Source organism: Citrobacter sp. C6_1, assembly GCF_014596835.2.
GTDB classification, from domain to species: Bacteria; Pseudomonadota; Gammaproteobacteria; order Enterobacterales; family Enterobacteriaceae; genus Citrobacter; species Citrobacter pasteurii.
In genome coordinates, this window is the sequence record NZ_CP115031.1 from 2,769,354 (window position 1) to 2,786,965 (window position 17,612).

Annotated in this window: 20 protein-coding genes and 1 riboswitch; of the genes, 3 read left to right on the plus strand and 17 right to left on the minus strand. The window is 53.2% G+C overall.

What is annotated here, in order from left to right:
• Window positions 1-3 precede the first annotated feature (3 nt).
• From IB196_RS13525 to pduF, 17 genes are all read right to left on the minus strand, one after another.
• Entirely contained in the window at window positions 4-681 is a 678-nt protein-coding gene (locus tag IB196_RS13525) for an energy-coupling factor ABC transporter transmembrane protein (protein ID WP_149691664.1), read from the minus strand.
• The gene (locus IB196_RS13530; protein WP_003030289.1) at window positions 668-949 is read right to left on the minus strand and encodes an energy-coupling factor ABC transporter substrate-binding protein; all 282 of its coding nucleotides are present in this window, start codon (window positions 947-949) and stop codon (window positions 668-670) included. Before IB196_RS13530 ends, IB196_RS13525 begins: the two co-directional genes overlap by 14 nt.
• A 2-nt stretch (window positions 950-951) precedes the next feature.
• Complete coding sequence (cbiM, locus tag IB196_RS13535) at window positions 952-1,689, minus strand: cobalt ECF transporter S component CbiM (RefSeq protein ID WP_003834098.1); 738 nt, start codon at window positions 1,687-1,689, stop codon at window positions 952-954.
• Window positions 1,686-2,399 carry a cobalt-factor II C(20)-methyltransferase gene (locus tag IB196_RS13540; protein WP_005123035.1) on the minus strand — a complete coding sequence of 238 codons (714 nt, stop codon included), beginning with the start codon at window positions 2,397-2,399 and terminating at the stop codon, window positions 1,686-1,688. The genes cbiM and IB196_RS13540 overlap by 4 nt, the downstream gene beginning before the upstream one ends.
• Window positions 2,396-3,190 (minus strand): sirohydrochlorin cobaltochelatase, encoded by a 795-nt coding sequence (locus IB196_RS13545; RefSeq protein WP_005123036.1) that lies wholly within the window; start codon window positions 3,188-3,190, stop codon window positions 2,396-2,398. The genes IB196_RS13540 and IB196_RS13545 overlap by 4 nt, the downstream gene beginning before the upstream one ends.
• Window positions 3,191-3,200: 10 nt before the next feature.
• On the minus strand, window positions 3,201-3,986 hold the full coding sequence (locus tag IB196_RS13550; protein WP_040231939.1) for a cobalt-precorrin-6A reductase: 786 nt from the start codon (window positions 3,984-3,986) through the stop codon (window positions 3,201-3,203).
• Window positions 3,983-4,708 carry a precorrin-3B C(17)-methyltransferase gene (locus IB196_RS13555; protein WP_155020908.1) on the minus strand — a complete coding sequence of 242 codons (726 nt, stop codon included), beginning with the start codon at window positions 4,706-4,708 and terminating at the stop codon, window positions 3,983-3,985. The genes IB196_RS13550 and IB196_RS13555 overlap by 4 nt, the downstream gene beginning before the upstream one ends.
• Window positions 4,708-5,763, minus strand: coding sequence for a cobalt-precorrin 5A hydrolase (cbiG, locus tag IB196_RS13560; RefSeq protein ID WP_005123044.1), 1,056 nt, complete (start codon window positions 5,761-5,763; stop codon window positions 4,708-4,710). The genes IB196_RS13555 and cbiG overlap by 1 nt, the downstream gene beginning before the upstream one ends.
• Window positions 5,744-6,517, minus strand: coding sequence for a cobalt-precorrin-4 methyltransferase (locus IB196_RS13565; protein WP_005123046.1), 774 nt, complete (start codon window positions 6,515-6,517; stop codon window positions 5,744-5,746). The genes cbiG and IB196_RS13565 overlap by 20 nt, the downstream gene beginning before the upstream one ends.
• Window positions 6,510-7,079 carry a decarboxylating cobalt-precorrin-6B (C(15))-methyltransferase gene (locus IB196_RS13570; RefSeq protein ID WP_005123047.1) on the minus strand — a complete coding sequence of 190 codons (570 nt, stop codon included), beginning with the start codon at window positions 7,077-7,079 and terminating at the stop codon, window positions 6,510-6,512. Before IB196_RS13570 ends, IB196_RS13565 begins: the two co-directional genes overlap by 8 nt.
• Window positions 7,069-7,674, minus strand: a complete 606-nt coding sequence (locus IB196_RS13575; protein WP_040231938.1) for a cobalt-precorrin-7 (C(5))-methyltransferase — start codon at window positions 7,672-7,674, stop codon at window positions 7,069-7,071. Before IB196_RS13575 ends, IB196_RS13570 begins: the two co-directional genes overlap by 11 nt.
• Complete coding sequence (gene cbiD / locus IB196_RS13580; RefSeq protein WP_005123050.1) at window positions 7,668-8,807, minus strand: cobalt-precorrin-5B (C(1))-methyltransferase CbiD; 1,140 nt, start codon at window positions 8,805-8,807, stop codon at window positions 7,668-7,670. The genes IB196_RS13575 and cbiD overlap by 7 nt, the downstream gene beginning before the upstream one ends.
• Window positions 8,804-9,436 (minus strand): cobalt-precorrin-8 methylmutase, encoded by a 633-nt coding sequence (locus IB196_RS13585; protein ID WP_188232493.1) that lies wholly within the window; start codon window positions 9,434-9,436, stop codon window positions 8,804-8,806. Before IB196_RS13585 ends, cbiD begins: the two co-directional genes overlap by 4 nt.
• Window positions 9,437-9,446: 10 nt before the next feature.
• Window positions 9,447-10,406 (minus strand): adenosylcobinamide-phosphate synthase CbiB, encoded by a 960-nt coding sequence (cbiB, locus tag IB196_RS13590; RefSeq protein ID WP_188232494.1) that lies wholly within the window; start codon window positions 10,404-10,406, stop codon window positions 9,447-9,449.
• Window positions 10,403-11,782 carry a cobyrinate a,c-diamide synthase gene (locus tag IB196_RS13595; protein WP_188232495.1) on the minus strand — a complete coding sequence of 460 codons (1,380 nt, stop codon included), beginning with the start codon at window positions 11,780-11,782 and terminating at the stop codon, window positions 10,403-10,405. The genes cbiB and IB196_RS13595 overlap by 4 nt, the downstream gene beginning before the upstream one ends.
• 87 nt (window positions 11,783-11,869) lie before the next feature.
• Window positions 11,870-12,045: riboswitch (cobalamin riboswitch) on the minus strand.
• Window positions 12,046-12,377: 332 nt separating this feature from the next.
• Window positions 12,378-13,289: a regulatory protein PocR gene (gene pocR, locus IB196_RS13600; protein WP_005123057.1), complete on the minus strand. Its 912-nt coding sequence runs from the start codon at window positions 13,287-13,289 to the stop codon at window positions 12,378-12,380.
• 201 nt (window positions 13,290-13,490) lie between these two features.
• Window positions 13,491-14,300, minus strand: coding sequence for a propanediol diffusion facilitator PduF (gene pduF / locus IB196_RS13605; RefSeq protein ID WP_040231929.1), 810 nt, complete (start codon window positions 14,298-14,300; stop codon window positions 13,491-13,493).
• 525 nt (window positions 14,301-14,825) lie between these two features.
• Between pduF and pduA the strand changes: the two genes are divergently transcribed.
• The 3 genes from pduA to pduC are packed head-to-tail and all read left to right on the plus strand — an operon-like array spanning window position 14,826 to window position 17,602.
• A complete protein-coding gene (gene pduA / locus IB196_RS13610) occupies window positions 14,826-15,107 on the plus strand; it encodes a propanediol utilization microcompartment protein PduA (RefSeq protein ID WP_003030255.1) in 282 nt (93 codons plus the stop codon).
• Window positions 15,107-15,919, plus strand: coding sequence for a propanediol utilization microcompartment protein PduB (pduB, locus tag IB196_RS13615; RefSeq protein WP_005128019.1), 813 nt, complete (start codon window positions 15,107-15,109; stop codon window positions 15,917-15,919). Before pduA ends, pduB begins: the two co-directional genes overlap by 1 nt.
• Window positions 15,920-15,937: 18 nt before the next feature.
• A complete protein-coding gene (gene pduC, locus IB196_RS13620) occupies window positions 15,938-17,602 on the plus strand; it encodes a propanediol dehydratase large subunit PduC (RefSeq protein WP_005128020.1) in 1,665 nt (554 codons plus the stop codon).
• Window positions 17,603-17,612: the final 10 nt, after the last annotated feature.

The window sequence follows — 17,612 nt, forward strand, 5'->3', positions numbered from 1 at the left end:
TCCTTACAGGTGAAAATCACCCTGATACAGTTTGATATCCAGTGTGGTGGTCATTTGCTGATAACGGATCAACACGCGGGTAAACAATAATCCCACCAGCATCGCCAGCGAGCGATAACCTAACGGCAAGCTACGATAACCAAAACGCAGCGTTTGTGCGCGATGAATGGCGAGTGCCTCGTCCAACAGGATAAAAATAAATCGCCAGGTCAGCAGAATCAGCTCGGTCATCAGTCGTGGGACATGTGCACGTTTGAGCAGGATAATTAACTGCGGAAACGGTAAATTCAGCACCAGCCAGAACGTTGCCGCCAGCGCAGCCAGGCTTCGCCAGAACGTCTCATTGGCCGTGTGTATGCCCGATGCGGTGATCCCCAGCCAGAAACTGCCCACGGGTACGCTGGCCAGTAAGGTATGGGGGTCGCGACTGACGCTAAACAAAATCGTCACGACGCCCACCAGCAGAAAGCCAAATGGTAGCGCCATCCAACGACACCAGCGCCAGAAAGAAACCCGTAGCAGCCAGCAACTGAGCGCCGCTATCAGCAACATCTCGATACCCTGCCCCAGCGGGGGCAGAGTAAAGGCCAGAATCATCATCACCAGCCAGAGTAAGAATTTTCGCTGCGGTGAGACATGAAACCAGCGGCTCTGGTAGCTCAGTCTGTCAAGCCCGGTCATCACGGCGTTGCCTGCCCTTGGTATAACCCAGGATATAGAAAATCACGGCAGCACCAAGCGATCCCTGGAGCGTAAACAGCAGACTTTCAATTTCGCCGCTTGCCGGTTCATACAACGGCTGGAACCATGGCTCATAATGCGGGGCAATAGCCTGAATCTGACTCTCCGCCTCACCGTCCGAACCGCCGTATTCTCCACCGTGGTTGATAAAGAACGGCAGGATCACCAGCGCAACGACCATGCCCAATATAATCAGCGTCTTTTTCATCGTTAATGTCCTTGTGCGGTTATTAACTGGCGTTTGGTTAGCTGATCGTAAATCAGCACGGTGAGTAACCCTTCCGCAATCGCGATGGGGATCTGCGTCAGACAGAAAATCCCCATAAATTTAATGATTGAACCGGTAGCGCCAGCAGACGGATCCGGGAACGCCACGCCCAGTTGCACTGAGGTGACGAAATAGGTGACAAGATCCGCCAGCATCGCGCACAGGAAAACGCAGACATCACGACGCAGCCCCGCACGGCAGGCCATTTTCCACACCATGTAACCCACTACCGGGCCAATCACCGCCATCGACATGCCGTTAGCGCCGAGCGTCGTCAAACCACCGTGCGCCAGTAGCAGTGCCTGGAACAGCAGAACGATCGCCCCGAGGATGGCCACTACGCCAGGTCCGAACAGGATAACCGCCAGGCCTACGCCGGTAGGGTGTGAACAACTTCCGGTAACGGAGGGAATTTTCAGCGCCGACAGCACAAAAATAAAGGCGCCGCACAGTGCCAGCAAAACTTTCTGGTGGTTATCTTCCTGCACGATTTGGCGCAGGCGCACCAGCCCGTACCACAGGCAGGGTAAAAACAGCAGCCACCATGCCAGCGCCCACATTGGCGGCAGAAAACCTTCCATAATGTGCATCGCGAACGCTTGCTCAGGAACAATCATCAGTAATAGCGCCGCTGCCAACCCGCTGAAAGACAGCTGTTTTAGCTGTTGTTCAAGCTTCATTGTGCATACTCCCACTGTTTGTTGACCAGTATGGTCGAGAAATAAGGCAGCGGCTGATCGTCGCTCACCTCGTCGAGATGGCGCCAGCACTGCTCACCCGGCAGCGTGGCTTCAGACATCATCAGCGCGCAGTCCAACAACCCCTCTTGCTGCAGCAACGCTTTGATGCGCGCAAAGCGACCGTACACTTTCATCAGCACCAGGCTGTCATGCTGCTTTAACGCCTGTTGAATTTCAGCTTCCGGCGCGGTACAGGAGACCACTGCCAGCGACTGTTGCTCCATGGCGAGCGGGGTTTTCGAACGCGCGGCAATCGCAGCGAAAGAGGTCACGCCCGGGACGATTTCCAACCAGTCAGGCGAACCAATGCGCTGCAGTAAAAAGACCCAGGTGCTGAACAGCATGGCATCGCCGAGGGTAATAAAACCTACCTGTTTACCCGCTTCCACTTCCTGTACCAACGCAGCAGCGACCTCATCCCAGACAGCCTCTTTTTCAGCACTATCGGCACTCATCGGGAAATGGCAGCAGCGAACCTCGGTCTGCTCGCCGATATACTCCCGCACAATCGACAACGCCAGACTATCGCCGCCTTTACGCCCGGCTGGCGCATAAAGAATATCCAGCGCCCCAAGCGTGCGTGCTGCGCGCACGGTTATCAGATCGGCAGCACCAGGCCCGGTGCTCAGAGCATACAATTTGCCACTCATGCTGCTTCCTCCAGTGCTACGTTCAGCGCCTGCTGTAAATGTGCCACGAACATGGCGCGAACCGCCGGATTCTCACCCAGACCGCTGAGCCATGGCGTAGCCGGAATGCCTGCTGCGTTAAACAACGTTTTCCAAGAATCATCTTCGTCGGAGGCCATATCATTGATGGCATGATCGCCAGCAACTAACATCAGCGGCATCAGATGTACCGCCGTCACTCCTTCCTGGGACAAACTTTCAATCAGCACATCGACTTCCGGATAGCTTTCCACCGCGCCAACCCGCGCCGGGTAACGCTGCGCCGTCATCATGTGATCGAGGCAGGCATAGGCGGCAAAGGCATGATGGCTGGCGCCGTGTCCCATAAAGACCACTTTTTCATTTTCGCCAAGCGCCGGCATTTGCTGTTGCAGCGCCAGCATCAGTTGGGCGTAATCTTCAACGCTGCTCAGCAGCGGTACACCCAGCGTCAGGCGAGAAAACAGCGGGCGCATACTTTGTACTTCGCGGACAATTTTTTCGTATTCGTCGCCGTTGATGATATGCAGCGACTGAATCGCGACATCCTGATACCCCTGCTCCGCCAGCTTTTGCAGCGCCTGCAGCGGCGTGTCGATTTCAATGCCGTCACGCTGCTTGAGCTTGCGGATAATCATCCCTGAGGTAAACGCCCGGAACAGGTCGCGGTCAGGGCAACTGGCTGCAAGATCGCGCTCGCAGGCCACAATATTCTTCTCACAGGTGTCGTGATAGCTGGTGCCAAAGCTGACCACCAGAAGCGCCTTTTTCATCTCTAACTCCTTAAGCAGCAGCCAGCCAGCGCGTTAAACGCGCCGCAAAGGCAGCCTGACTTTCCAGTAACTCTTCTCCCGTCACCAACGGTGCCGGACGTGTAATCACGATGCAGGGGATACCGGCATCCAGACAGGGTTGCACTTTTTCCTGATACCCCCCTTCCGCGCCTGATGCCTTAGTGATCACCACATCAGCCTGACACTGGCGATAAAACGCGGCGTTGAACTCGGCGCTAAACGGTCCGCACAGTGCAAAGATTTCACCCACGCCAAACCCCAGATCCGCGCATTGCTGAATGACTTCTGGTACAGGCAGGACGCGCGCCAGCAGTGTTTTTTCAGGTAACTCTTCGCGCCAGGTAGCCAGATCTTTACTGCCGGTCGTCAGCAGTACGCGGTCACCGAAGCGCCGCGCAACCCCGCTGGCTTGCTGGATGCTCTGTACGGTGTGCAGATGCGGGTGAGTTAAATCACTCAACTGTTCAGGTCGCTGATAGCGGCTCAACAGCACGCCGGCCGCTTCACAGGCGTTCATGATGTTGCGACTCACCACCTCGGCGTAGGGATGCGAGGCATCAATCACCCAGCGCGTCCGGTTTTCCTGCAGCCAGGCAATCATTTGTTCGCGCTCCAGACGCCCGCAACGAACCTGACCTTTGATGTCACCTGCCAGTTGCTTACCTGTCGGCGTCGCCACCGACAGGGTGTAAGCGACATTTGCCGCATCCAGTTGCTGGCACAGCATGCGCGCATCGCTGGTGCCGCCCATGACCAGTACATCGCCATAATTCACAGCACATAACCTCGTGGTGTGATCATCAGGCCATCCTGTATATAGGTGGTTTTGTTGCCGACAATCACCAGACTGGTCATATCCACCGGTTCAAAATCCATATCACCGAGCGTAGTCAGCCATTTTTCCTGTTTTTTACGACCGGCCGACTTCACGATACCGACTGGTGTTTGTGCGCTCTTGCTGGCGGAAAGCAGTTCAAATGCGCGCGCCAGATGTCCTTCACGGCCGCGACTGCGTGGGTTGTAGAAACAGATAACAAAATCGGCTTCACCGGCGGCAACGATACGTTTTTCGATAACCGGCCACGGCGTTAACAGATCGCTTAAGCTGATGTGGCAGAAGTCGTGCATCAACGGCGCGCCAAGCAATGAGGCGGCGGCAATACTGGCGGTCATGCCTGGTATCAACCTGACCTCAACGTCCAGCTTTTGCTTGCTCACCAGCTCAAGTACCAGCCCGGCCATACCGTAAATCCCGGCGTCGCCGCTGCTAATCAGCGCCACGTTGTGACCCGCCTGCGCCAGTTCGATCGCCGCCTGACAGCGTTCAATCTCTTTGCACATCCCGGTTTTGATCACCTGCTTATCGCCGGTGAACGCTTTTACCAGATGGGTGTAGGTTTTATAACCAACAATGATTTCCGCCGCCTGGAGAGCTTCAACGGCTTCCATGGTCATCATTGCCTGCGAGCCAGGGCCAATTCCAATTACGCTTAACATCAGTGTGAAACTCCCAAAGTGATCGTGACGCCCTGTTCGCGCAGGGTATCGCCTAACAGTTGTCCGTGGCTCAGCAGCCAGGCTGCAGGACCGGAAACGCTTCCTGTACCCACCGTTTTGCGAACAAACGATGAGGCTGGAAAACGGTGTTCATGCTCACGCAGCGCGTCAGCGGTAAAGGTTTCGAAAGGCACGCGGCAACAGGAGGCCAGCTGGATAAGCCCTTGTTCGTCTTTTTTCAGCGTGATGCTGCCAATTGCTTTTAACGCCAGCGGGTCGAAGCGCTGGGCTTCGAGTTGGCGTGCCAGTAGTGCTGCTAACAGTGGGAACGGCGTATCCCGACGACAGCCAATTCCGGCAACCACTCGCTGCGGTACCAGCTTCCAGTGCACAACAGGCAGCTCAGGCAGGTTGTTGCGCAAGGTAATACAAATCAGCGCATCCAGTTCAGGAAGCTGATTGAGATCGGTCACCGTGATAAATCCACGGCGGTCGCAATGGCTGACGTCCTGCGCCAGTTCATCGTCCCACCACAGACCAACCCGTTTGTTGCTGACCAGCATCTGATTGACGATCTTCACCACCGAGCGGAAATCATTCATACGGGCATTTAACTGAAACGCCAGCGTGTCCAGCGCCGCCATATCATTGACATCCGTTGCCGTGGTGATAACCGGGTCAGCGCCCAACATACCCGCCAGATAACGCGCCAGTGCATTCGCGCCCCCAGCGTGACCGGAGAGCAGGCTGATAACATGCTGGGCACGTTCATCAATGACCACCACAGCCGGATCGCAAAATTTGTCGTTGACCAGCGGAGCCAGCACACGCACGGCAATGCCGGTTGCACCGATAAAAATCAGCGCTGAGTAATTCGCAAACGCCTCGCGCGCGGTATTCGCAAAGCCGTTTTCGAAGGGAATAAACCCCTCCTCCAGCAGCTTTTCACTGGTGAAACAGGTTACTGGCAGCATTGCCGCCAGACGTTTAGCAAGCACAACACCGCCGGGGGTCAGGCAAAATAGCGCAAGTGATTCAGGCTTTACGGTATTCATGGCTAAAATCCGCCGCATAGAGTTTGGAGTAGTGATACTCCGAGCCCAGGAAGTTACCGACCAGAATGAGCGCCGTTTTACGGATCCCGGCGTCGCGAACTTTGTCGCCAATATCTGCCAGGGTACCGCGCACGGTCTGACTTTCCGGCCAGGTTGCCTTGTAGATCACCGCCACTGGCGTGGCCGCCGGGTAACCGCCTTCAATCAGACGCTCAGCAACCCGGTGGATGCGTTGGACGGAAAGATAAATCGCCATCGATGTCTGGTGACTGGCAAACGACTCCAGCTGTTCACGTTCCGGTACCGGCGTGCGACCTTCCAGGCGGGTAATGATCAAACTCTGCGACACTTCCGGTACGGTATACTCGACGCCCAACTCCGCAGCCGCGCCCAGGAATGCGCTAACGCCAGGCACCACCTGCCAGTCGATCCCGCGTTTGGTCAGCTCTTCGCCTTGCTCACGCACAGAGCCGTATAAGGAAACATCACCGGTTTGCAGACGCACGACGGTTTTACCAGCTTTCACACCCGCTTCCATCAGATCAAGGATCTGCTCCAGATGCAGTTCGGCGCTGTCATGACATTCCGCTCCGGCCGGGCAATATTCCAGTAATTCAGTGTTAATCAGCGATCCGGCATAGATAACCACCTGTGCCTGCTGGAGCAACCGGTAACCTTTGAGGGTAATCAGCTCGCGATCGCCAGGACCTGCGCCAACAAACCACACACTACGGGGATCAAAAATCTCAGACATGGGTTCCTTCCTTCTGACAGGCGATAACAAATACGGGGTTATTCGGTTTGAAATAGTGACCACTACCCAGCGTGGCAAGTGAGGAAACCTGCAGTTGCAGGCAATCCACACCCTGTACGCCAAGATGGTCCAGATGTGCCAGCGCGGTGTTGAGGTTTTCCTGAAGGATAAATGTCATCACCAGTCGCCCTGTGGGATGTAACTGACGCATTGACCAGTCGATCAGATCGGTCAGATGGCCGCCGCTACCGCCCATGAAAATGGCATCGGCTTTTTCCGCAATCGTCATCGGCGCGATCCCTGGAAAAATATCGATGTTTGCACAGGCAAAATGCTGACGATTTTCGTCCAGCAGCCTGAGCGCATCTGGATTACGCTCGATCGCCGTGATACGCAGCCCTGGATATTGCAACGCCGCCTCAATCGACACGCTGCCGGTTCCCGCGCCGATATCAATCAGATGGCTGGCACGGTGTAATTCAAGTTTTGAGAGGGCGAGTGCACGTACCGCTTCTTTGGTCATCGGCACTTTCTCTCCGCGTAGAAAAAGCTCATCTTTCATCGAGGATCACCACTGCATTCATGTCATAGTCGGCTGTAATTTTGCTCACAGGCAGGCAGTGGATACGCTCATTGTCCATCGCCAGGTTTTCGCCAATCACCATCCAGCGATGTCCTTTGCCTCTGGCAACCAACTGCTGTGCAATTTCACGTGGGCCACACAGCGCATCGGTCACCATCGCAACCTTGTTATGTCGCGCCAGTTCATCAAAACAGACACTGCGACCATGGCTACTGGTCAGCCACATGTCATTCATATCAATGCCAGCTTGCGCACACAGATACTGAACGGCGCTAATACCAGGAATAATACGCACATTTTCAATACCAAAATGCGCCACCATCCGCGTGCCAATGCCGTAGAACAGCGGGTCGCCGGATGCCAGTACCACCACATTTCGCGCCTGATGTTCGCCTATCCAGCTCAATAGCTCCGGAATATTGGCGCCAAGAGCAAACCGTTCTCCGGTAAAATCCGGGAACTGTTGCAGATGTCGCTTGCCACCGACCAACACATCGGCCATTGCAACCGCGTCGCGCGCCACCGGCGTCATCAAATGCAACCCAGCGGGTCCCATCCCTACAACGGTTAACATTCCATCTCCTCTGCGATCTCTGCGACCGGACGATTGCTGCCGAGGACCTGATTATCAAAAGAGAACATGATGGCATCGCAGGTCGGGGGGTTTTTCGTAAAACGCAGGGTTTGCAGGACGCGCATGCAAATACGCTTCGCCAAATGGTTGTAAATGTGCTGAAAACCGTATGCTTCGATATGTTCCATCGCCGCTTCGGTCGTGTCGCAGTCGCTGACCAACGTCAGCAGTTCCAACGGCGCGCCAAGTAATGCGAGGTGAGCCACCAGCGTTTCCATGCGGGCATCGGCGATATGACTGTGGGTATGGAAGATCCCTGCCGCGATTTTGATAAGTTTGCCGGGGTGGCCGACCAGCACGATCTGGCGAAATCCCAGGCGCACCGCTTCTTCAATCATGTAACCGACAAAGTTGCTCATAGTGACCACAACCTGGGTGTCGATCCCCATCTGTTCACGCACAAAACGTTCGCCGTGATTACCCGGTACCAGTACTACGCGATCCAGCCCTGCCGCGCGTTTGATCTCCAGCTCCAGCGATAGCGAACGTTTCCAGCTCTCTTCCGACATCGGCGTAACAATACCCGTGGTACCAATGATCGAAATACCGCCCAGAATCCCCAGGCGCGAGTTGTAGGTTTTTTGCGCCCGTTCTTCACCTTCAGGCGCAAAAATCTCAATTCTTGCCCCGCGATTTGGTCCAATCGCTTCACGTACTGCGGACTCAATGGTCTGACGAGGTGTCCGGTTAATCGCTGAACTGCCCACCGGCAAACCAATCCCTTTACGGGTCACCGTACCGACACCTTCACCGCCCTGTAAGACGATCTCTTTGCTATCGTCTAACGTCACGCGGGCAAAGATCAGCATCCCATGCGTGGCGTCCACATCATCACCACCATCCTTACGGATGGCGGCAATCGCCTGCTGCCCTTCGATATGCGGTGACTCCACGTTCAGGCATAACGTCACCCCGGAAGGCGTCACAATGGAAACCTGATGGATCAGATGCTGACGCAGCACCATCAACGCAGCAACTTTTGCTGCCGCCGTCGCACACGATCCCGTGGTGTACCCTTTACGCAGCGCTTTACCGTTGTGCCACACTGGCGTATCGAAGGACTGGTCGCTCATCGCTCCCCCTGCATGTGATAAAGCATGGCGTTGACGATAGCGGCAGCGACGTTACTGCCACCTTTGCGACCTAATGCGGCAATGGCGGGTAGATGACTTTGTGTCAGGGCGTCCTTCGACTCCGCCGCGCCAACAAATCCTACCGGTACGCCAACCACACCGCTGACAGGTGCATCATGTTCCAGCAGTCGGAACAACGCGGTTGGCGCGTTGCCAAAGACAAACAGTTTTTCGCCCTCTTCCTTCACGGCAATGTCGACTGCAGCCATTGAACGAGTGATCCCCTGTTCTTTTGCTGCCCGCACCACACGTGGGTCGCTGATGTAACAGCGGCATTCGCCACCGAATTTTGCCAACAGGGTTTTGTTGATCCCGGAAAGCGCCATCGTGGTATCGGTATAAATCACGCTCGGGCGACTCAATGCAGCGCAAAACTGTTCCAGCACATCACTGGAAAACCACAGAATGTCCAGCCAGTCGAAATCCGCGGTGGTGTGGATCACCCGCTTGATGATGGCTTCATGCAACGGACTGGCAAACTGATAATCCGGGCGGGTTTCACTGATAATCTCGCCAATGATGTCGAAACTTTTGGCCTCAATTGCTTGAGGTTGCTGGATATAGTGCATTTTGTTGTCCTCAGGCGACACCGAGCCACAGCCAGCGCAGCGCAATAAAAAGCGCCAGTGCCAGGGTCGATGCTACCCACATCAATCGAATCGTTTGGGAAATGTCGTCTACAGAAATGTCTCGTTGTTGATCGCCAATCCACGGTTTCTCAACACGCTCGCCGAAGTAGTCATTGGGCCCCCCCAGGCGAATACCTAATGCGCCGGCCACAGCAGCTTCCGACCATGCGCAGTTTGGACTGCTATGGTTGTAGCGATCACGCCAGCCAATCTGCAAAGCGCGTGCGCCGTCCTGGCGGCATAAAAACGCCGCAACACTCAGCAACAACCAGCTCAGTCTTGCCGGAATAAAGTTAGCGACATCGTCCAGACGGGCGCTGACCATGCCGATAGCACGGTACTTTTCATGTTTGTACCCCACCATTGAATCAAGGGTATTCACCGCTTTGTAGGCCATCGCCAGCGGCGCACCGCCCAGTAAGAGGAAGAACAGCGGCGCAATAATGCCGTCAACGGTGTTCTCTGCTACGGTTTCCACTACGCCGCGATTGATCTGCTGTGGCTGTAGTTGCGAGGTATCACGTCCCACAATCCATGACAGCTTTTCCCTACTGGCGGCCAGGTTACCGGCACGTAGCGGACGTTCTACATCCTGCGCGGCGTTTGCCAGGCAGCGCCCGGCCAGCACGGTGAAAATCATCCAGACCTCAACAACCCAACCAAACCAGGGATGAATTGATTGCGCCAGCGCCAGTACCCCCCAGGACACAGCCCAGGTCAGTCCAACCACTACAATCCACATCACCGCGCCACCGATGCGAAGCGCGCGGTCGCTATGGCAATAACGCCGAATGACTCGCTGGACTAGGGAGATAAGGTTGCCGATCCAGCGCACCGGATGCGGCCAGTTCTGCGGATCGCCGATGATAAAATCCAGCAGCCAGGCAATGCACCATGCGAGTATCGTCATAGCGCGTTCCTCGCAGCGGCCAGCCAGTGATTGAGCATTTCGGGGCGCTGGGCAAAATGAACGTGCAGATAACTGGCGAAGGTATTTCCTGCCTGCCAGCCGCCAGACCAGACCTGCAGCGTTCTGCCATCACGCACCTTGCGGCAACTCATCACAGCCGGGATGTCTGGGGTAAAATCGGAATAGTGGAATTCATGCCCGCGCAGGACTTCACCAGTCGTTGCCAGCAATGTTTGCTGTGTGGCTTGTGCCTCGCAGTAGCCAAACCGGGTCAGCCGTTTGCCCATCTTGCTGTGCCCAGGAATGATATCCGCCATTAGCCAGCAATCGCCGTTGCTGTCCTCCAGCGAGCTACCGAGATACATCAACCCGCCGCACTCTGCATAAATAGCGACGCCACGCTGATGCGCCGTCCGCAACTGTTCAAGCATCGGGATATTTCCGGCCAGCGCTGCTGCATGTAACTCAGGATATCCGCCTCCTAACCAAATCATCTGACAGTCGGGTAAGCAGGTGTCGTGCAATGGGCTAAAACGGACAATATTGAGCCCCGTGCGCTCCAGCAGCGTAATATTGTCCGGATAGTAAAAGTTGAACGCCTCGTCATCAGCAATGGCCAGCGTTAACCCTGCACCAGCATCTGCAGCAGGCAGTGCGGGCCATTCACCGACAGGAAGGTTGTCTAACGTGCTTAAGGCCAGCAACGCATCGATATCCAGCGTCTGTTCCAGCATCGCGGCAAAATCCTGCCACGGCTGCTGGTTGATAACTGACTCTCGAGCGGTAACTAAACCCAGATGACGCTCAGGGAGCGCGACGCCCTCCATGCGGGGAACATAGCCCAACACAGGCACGGAGCAATAACGCTCAATCGCAACTTTGAGTAGCTGGTAATGTGTTTCGCTGTTGACCCGATTAACAATCACGCCTGCAATGTTCAGACTGGGATCAAAATGCTGAAACCCCATCACCGTGGCAGCTATCGAAGTGGAAACGGCTTTGCCATCAACCAGTAAGATGACCGGACAGCCTAACTGTTTCGCCATCGCGGCGGTGCTGCAGTAGTTTGGGTCGGTACCATAGCCGTCATACAACCCCATAACACCTTCGATAACGGCAATATCCGCGTGCTGCATCTGCTCGCAAAATAAAGCATTCAGTGTAGAGGCGGGTAGCATGAAGCTATCAAGATTACGGGAAGCCGTGCCGCACACCGCGGTATGCCAGCCAGTATCAAGATAATCAGGACCGACTTTGCATGGCTGGACGCGTAAACCGCGCTTTTTCATCAGGCTCAACAAGCCCAGCGTCACCGTGGTTTTGCCACAGCCGCTACCGGTACCTGCAAGAACAAATGCGTGAAAACTGGCCGCCATACCCTGATCCTGTTCAGGGTGGTAGGGGTGTATAGATACCCAGTCTCTCGACTGTATGCATCTGCGCAACCCACTTCCCACCGAAGTTGTTGGTAGTCACCGACAGGCAGGTCTTCTGGCTTAGCGTCGTCCTCGCCCGTCCTTCCCAATCTTGCGATCAGTGGTCTATACGGGGTCGTCAGCATCACAGCAGCGGGGGCTGCGGGGGATTCTCACCCCCTTCCCTACCACAAATGTGGCAAACCTGTCAGTTCAGGAGCCGATTTAATTTGGCTCTGTGTCTTGAGGCAAATTCACGACCTCATGACAATAATTCAATTTAATATCTTGCCGGGTACATTCAACCAATGTTATGGCCTCAACCCGTTTATTCATATGTTCATTTTTTGAATGAAAGCGTCATTAAAGAATAAAGAAAGTCTTTCATACAGACACTGTATCTCATCACAAAAATAAAAACTGGTGCAGTTTATCCCTCAAATACTATTATTTTGTTGCGCTACGACAATTTATTGACTGCTGTAGTTATTTTTCATTTTATAATGACTGACATAGCGTACGATATCAAAAATCGGCAATAGCAAATTATTGCTATTTAAGCTGTCTCTTCAGATGAGATGACATTTATTTGCTGACGGAAAGCCTGCGGCGTAACCTGGTACGTTTGACGGAAAACTTTGCAAAAATAACTGGTTTGTGAGAAGCCTAAATTTCGCGCAATACTGGCAATGCTCCAGTCGCTATGACAAAGCAACTCTTTGGCACTCGCCATTCGCTGTTGATTTACCCATGCGTTAAATCCTATCCCCTGATATTTTTTGAACAATTTGCTGAAATAGTAAGGACTGAGATAAACGTGAGAGGCAACATCTTCCAGACGCAGTTCGTCTGATAAATGCGCATCAATATAACGTAAGGCTTTCTTCATTTTACTGTCATGAGGGTTCGGACTACGATTAGCCCGCACCGGCTCTGACTGTTGCGGATTGTCTTTGATCACGACGAAATTCAGTTGTTTTTTAAGACAATTTTCTACAATGAGCTTTAGCAAATCCGCGGAAGCAATAACCCGCGAATAGTCCATTTCCGGTACATTACGAAATTCACTCACCAGTTCGGGATCGGCTTGCCAACGATCGTCCACGTTCAGAATATCCACCAGCCCCACGTCATTGCTTAGGCGCACCTGACCACATAAGACAAACCCAACCAGATGTCCCGCAATGACCAGCGGAATGGAAAAATCGGTAAGTCCGGCATGACAACGATAGATGCAGGGTTGATCGGATTTAGACGCTTCCAGCCCTCCGCAGCGGTCGCTCATACGACAACGGGTGCTGTGTTGAGGATGCTGGCGCATCAACTGGCAAAAAGGGGTGAAATTAAAAAGCTCAGAAATTTCATCACCGTGAATATTGACAACCACAACAGCCAGACTGGTGGCCTGCGCAAAATCCTGTGCGATTTTATTAATGAGTTCTGAGTTCAGGGCACTCGCAGAAATCATGATAAAACCTCTCAGTTAATTTATTGTTATAAATAAAACATATTATTTACATTCATTTTCATCCTGCCATCCTGAGCATTGATGAAAGTCATTAGCGAACATAACAAAAGTCTCCCATTCTTGGGAGACTTTTTCAGCGGTTCAGGAAACCGGATCACGAAAACAGTTTTTGCCTTTCAAAAATAAACTTCTTCCGTGAACCTAGCTCTCATTTTCCTCCAGCTTACACGTATTACACGGTAAATTTTTGCCAATAAAATAACGATAAATTGCTGCGCCCGCACAGGCACCGATGATGGGAGCCACAATCGGAACAATGAAGTAAGGGATATCACGCCCCCCGGTCATCGCGACATCTCCCCATCCGGCCATCCATGCAAACAATTTAGGACCAAAATCACGCGCCGGATTCATTGCAAATCCGGTGAGCGGGCCGGTGGATGCGCCGATAACCGCAACCAGAATACCAATCAGCAATGGCGCCAACGGACCTTTAGGAACACCGTTACCGTCGTCAGTCAGCGCCATGATCATCCCCATCAGAATCGAGGTAATCACCACTTCAACCAGCGCAGCCTGCCAGACACTGAGCGCGGCAGCAGGATAAGTACTAAATATGCTGGCAAGCTGCAGGCTTTCAAGACTTCCGCGTACCATCTGGTGGGCAGTTTCGTACTCGATAAACAAACTGCCATACAACAAATAGGCGAGCAGAGCGCCACCAAAGGCACCAGCCACCTGAGCAATGCAGTACGGCAACACTTTACGGCCAGGAAAACAGGCAAACAGCCACAGTGCGATGGTGATAGCGGGATTGAGATGTGCACCTGAGATCCCTGCTGTCAGATAAACTGCCAGAGAGATCCCCAGTCCCCATATAATGCAGATCTCCCATAACCCTAAACTGGCACCGGCTACTTTCAGGGCGCTCAGGCATCCAATGCCAAAAAACAAAAACAGCCCGGTACCCAAAAACTCAGCAATGCATTGCGCTTTTAGTGAATCGTTCATTGTGACACCTTCTAAGCAGAGTTCGTGTCTTTACCAGCGGACTCCTTGCTGGCAAGTAGAATACTTCGAGGCTTACTATAAAAAGCCATGTCGGCAAATTGTTGGCAATCTGCGGGCGGTATGACTTTTAAAATCGTGTTGCGATAGCAAATTCTTGCCATCACTTTTATTAAACAAAGCCAGATGACGGGGGATACCTCTATTATTTGTAGATTTTAGAAATAATAAAATATTGCCAATAGCATAATCATGTTTTCAGATAACCGTCACAAATTCATTTTCACCGCATAGCAAATGATATTTCACCTGTCACGTCTAAAAGTGTAAATCTGGAATTAACATAACCAAATAATCACATCAACAAATCAAAAAACAATCAATAAAAACAATACCATAAAATAAACAACAGCAATTTTATATCACCAGAGCCTCACTATTTTTTCACTCATACTTTCAAGTCAGCCATTCTTTTTCCTCGCTTCTTTTTATAGTCATGAAAATCGGGACAACCCAGGCGAGGTCTTTATGCAACAAGAAGCGTTAGGAATGGTAGAAACCAAAGGCTTAACTGCAGCCATAGAGGCCGCAGATGCAATGGTGAAGTCAGCCAATGTAATGCTGGTCGGCTACGAAAAAATTGGTTCGGGGCTGGTAACAGTCATTGTCCGCGGCGATGTCGGCGCAGTCAAAGCAGCAACAGATGCTGGTGCCGCCGCCGCACGCAACGTGGGAGAAGTGAAAGCCGTACATGTGATCCCACGCCCTCACACCGATGTCGAAAAAATCTTACCGAAGGGAATTAGCTAATGAGCAGCAATGAGCTGGTTGAACAGATCATGGCGCAGGTGATTGCTCGCGTGGCGACGCCGGAACAGCAAGCTATCCCTGAAAATAATCCCCCAACACGAGAAACGGCTATGGCAGAGAAAAGCTGCAGTTTAACGGAGTTTGTCGGTACTGCGATTGGCGACACCGTCGGTCTGGTAATCGCCAACGTAGACAGTGCCTTACTGGACGCGATGAAACTTGAAAAGCGTTATCGCTCCATTGGCATCCTTGGCGCACGTACTGGTGCGGGTCCACATATCATGGCCGCTGATGAAGCGGTGAAAGCCACAAATACTGAAGTCGTCAGCATCGAGTTGCCACGTGATACCAAAGGCGGCGCAGGTCACGGCTCGCTGATTATCTTAGGCGGTAACGATGTTTCTGACGTGAAGCGCGGGATTGAAGTTGCGCTGAAAGAGCTGGATCGCACCTTTGGCGATGTATACGCCAATGAAGCCGGACACATCGAAATGCAATACACGGCGCGCGCCAGCTACGCGCTGGAAAAAGCCTTTGGTGCGCCAATTGGTCGTGCCTGTGGCGTTATCGTCGGTGCCCCAGCCTCCGTTGGTGTCCTGATGGCCGATACGGCGCTGAAATCCGCCAATGTTGAAGTGGTGGCCTACAGCTCCCCTGCCCATGGCACCAGTTTCAGCAACGAAGCCATTTTGGTCATTTCCGGTGACTCTGGGGCTGTGCGTCAGGCCGTCATCTCAGCCCGTGAAATCGGTAAAACCGTGCTGGCGACCCTCGGCTCAGAACCCAAAAACGACCGTCCGTCCTATATCTGATATCAGTGAGGCTGATTCATGAGATCGAAAAGATTTGAAGCACTGGCGAAACGCCCTGTGAATCAGGACGGCTTCGTTAAGGAGTGGATCGAAGAAGGCTTCATTGCGATGGAAAGCCCGAACGACCCTAAGCCGTCGATTAAAATCGTCAACGGAATGGTCACTGAACTGGACGGCAAATCCGCCAGTGAATTTGATCTGATTGACCACTTCATTGCGCGCTACGGCATTAACCTGGCTCGCGCTGAAGAGGTGATGGCGATGGACTCGGTTAAACTCGCCAATATGCTTTGCGACCCCAACGTCAAGCGTATGGACATTGTTCCTCTGACCACGGCAATGACGCCAGCGAAAATTGTGGAAGTGGTTTCGCACATGAACGTTGTTGAGATGATGATGGCAATGCAGAAAATGCGTGCCCGCCGTACCCCATCTCAACAAGCGCACGTGACTAACGTCAAAGACAACCCGGTACAGATTGCCGCCGATGCTGCAGAGGGTGCCTGGCGTGGCTTTGATGAGCAGGAAACGACGGTTGCTGTTGCGCGTTACGCGCCGTTTAACGCGATTGCTCTGCTGGTAGGTTCGCAGGTTGGACGCCCTGGTGTGTTAACTCAGTGTTCTCTGGAAGAGGCCACCGAGCTGAAACTCGGCATGCTGGGCCACACCTGTTATGCAGAAACCATCTCCGTCTACGGTACTGAACCTGTCTTTACAGACGGTGACGACACGCCATGGTCAAAAGGTTTTCTGGCCTCTTCTTATGCCTCACGCGGCCTGAAAATGCGCTTCACTTCTGGCTCCGGTTCAGAAGTTCAGATGGGCTACGCCGAAGGCAAATCGATGCTTTATCTGGAAGCACGCTGCATTTACATCACCAAGGCGGCTGGCGTTCAGGGTTTGCAAAACGGTTCCGTAAGCTGCATCGGCGTGCCTTCCGCTGTACCGTCGGGCATTCGTGCAGTGCTGGCAGAAAACCTGATCTGTTCTTCTCTGGATCTGGAGTGCGCCTCCAGTAATGACCAGACCTTTACCCACTCCGATATGCGTCGTACTGCGCGTCTGCTGATGCAATTCTTGCCGGGTACAGATTTCATTTCATCTGGCTATTCCGCTGTTCCGAACTACGACAACATGTTCGCCGGTTCCAACGAGGATGCCGAAGATTTTGACGATTACAACGTCATCCAGCGCGATTTGAAAGTCGATGGTGGTCTGCGTCCGGTGCGTGAAGAAGACGTTATCGCCATTCGCAATAAAGCAGCTCGCGCGCTACAGGCCGTATTCGCCGGAATGGGATTACCGCCAATCACCGACGAAGAAGTCGAGGCCGCGACCTACGCCCACGGTTCAAAAGATATGCCAGAGCGTAACATCGTTGAAGACATCAAATTTGCGCAAGAGATCATCAATAAAAACCGTAACGGCCTGGAAGTGGTGAAAGCACTTGCTCAGGGTGGGTTTACCGATGTCGCTCAGGACATGCTCAACATCCAAAAAGCCAAGTTAACCGGAGACTATCTGCATACCTCCGCCATTATCGTCGGCGACGGACAAGTGCTGTCCGCAGTGAATGACGTCAACGATTATGCCGGTCCGGCAACAGGTTATCGCCTGCAAGGCGAACGCTGGGAAGAAATTAAAAACATCCCTGGCGCACTTGATCCCAACGAGCTTGGCTAAGGGGTGAAAA

Excerpts from the sequence above, each read along its gene's own strand:
- cbiG (WP_005123044.1), bottom strand. The coding sequence starts at position 5,763 with ATGAATACCGTAAAGCCTGAATCACTTGCGCTATTTTGCCTGACCCCC.
- IB196_RS13530 (WP_003030289.1), bottom strand. The coding sequence starts at position 949 with ATGAAAAAGACGCTGATTATATTGGGCATGGTCGTTGCGCTGGTGATC.
- IB196_RS13555 (WP_155020908.1), bottom strand. The coding sequence starts at position 4,708 with ATGTTAAGCGTAATTGGAATTGGCCCTGGCTCGCAGGCAATGATGACC.
- IB196_RS13545 (WP_005123036.1), bottom strand. The coding sequence starts at position 3,190 with ATGAAAAAGGCGCTTCTGGTGGTCAGCTTTGGCACCAGCTATCACGAC.
- pduB (WP_005128019.1), top strand. The coding sequence starts at position 15,107 with ATGAGCAGCAATGAGCTGGTTGAACAGATCATGGCGCAGGTGATTGCT.
- pduA (WP_003030255.1), top strand. The coding sequence starts at position 14,826 with ATGCAACAAGAAGCGTTAGGAATGGTAGAAACCAAAGGCTTAACTGCA.
- pocR (WP_005123057.1), bottom strand. The coding sequence starts at position 13,289 with ATGATTTCTGCGAGTGCCCTGAACTCAGAACTCATTAATAAAATCGCA.
- cbiB (WP_188232494.1), bottom strand. The coding sequence starts at position 10,406 with ATGACGATACTCGCATGGTGCATTGCCTGGCTGCTGGATTTTATCATC.
- cbiD (WP_005123050.1), bottom strand. The coding sequence starts at position 8,807 with ATGAGCGACCAGTCCTTCGATACGCCAGTGTGGCACAACGGTAAAGCG.
- pduC (WP_005128020.1), top strand. The coding sequence starts at position 15,938 with ATGAGATCGAAAAGATTTGAAGCACTGGCGAAACGCCCTGTGAATCAG.
- cbiM (WP_003834098.1), bottom strand. The coding sequence starts at position 1,689 with ATGAAGCTTGAACAACAGCTAAAACAGCTGTCTTTCAGCGGGTTGGCA.
- IB196_RS13585 (WP_188232493.1), bottom strand. The coding sequence starts at position 9,436 with ATGCACTATATCCAGCAACCTCAAGCAATTGAGGCCAAAAGTTTCGAC.
- IB196_RS13570 (WP_005123047.1), bottom strand. The coding sequence starts at position 7,079 with ATGAAAGATGAGCTTTTTCTACGCGGAGAGAAAGTGCCGATGACCAAA.
- IB196_RS13575 (WP_040231938.1), bottom strand. The coding sequence starts at position 7,674 with ATGTTAACCGTTGTAGGGATGGGACCCGCTGGGTTGCATTTGATGACG.
- IB196_RS13540 (WP_005123035.1), bottom strand. The coding sequence starts at position 2,399 with ATGAGTGGCAAATTGTATGCTCTGAGCACCGGGCCTGGTGCTGCCGAT.
- IB196_RS13525 (WP_149691664.1), bottom strand. The coding sequence starts at position 681 with ATGACCGGGCTTGACAGACTGAGCTACCAGAGCCGCTGGTTTCATGTC.
- pduF (WP_040231929.1), bottom strand. The coding sequence starts at position 14,300 with ATGAACGATTCACTAAAAGCGCAATGCATTGCTGAGTTTTTGGGTACC.
- IB196_RS13565 (WP_005123046.1), bottom strand. The coding sequence starts at position 6,517 with ATGTCTGAGATTTTTGATCCCCGTAGTGTGTGGTTTGTTGGCGCAGGT.
- IB196_RS13595 (WP_188232495.1), bottom strand. The coding sequence starts at position 11,782 with ATGGCGGCCAGTTTTCACGCATTTGTTCTTGCAGGTACCGGTAGCGGC.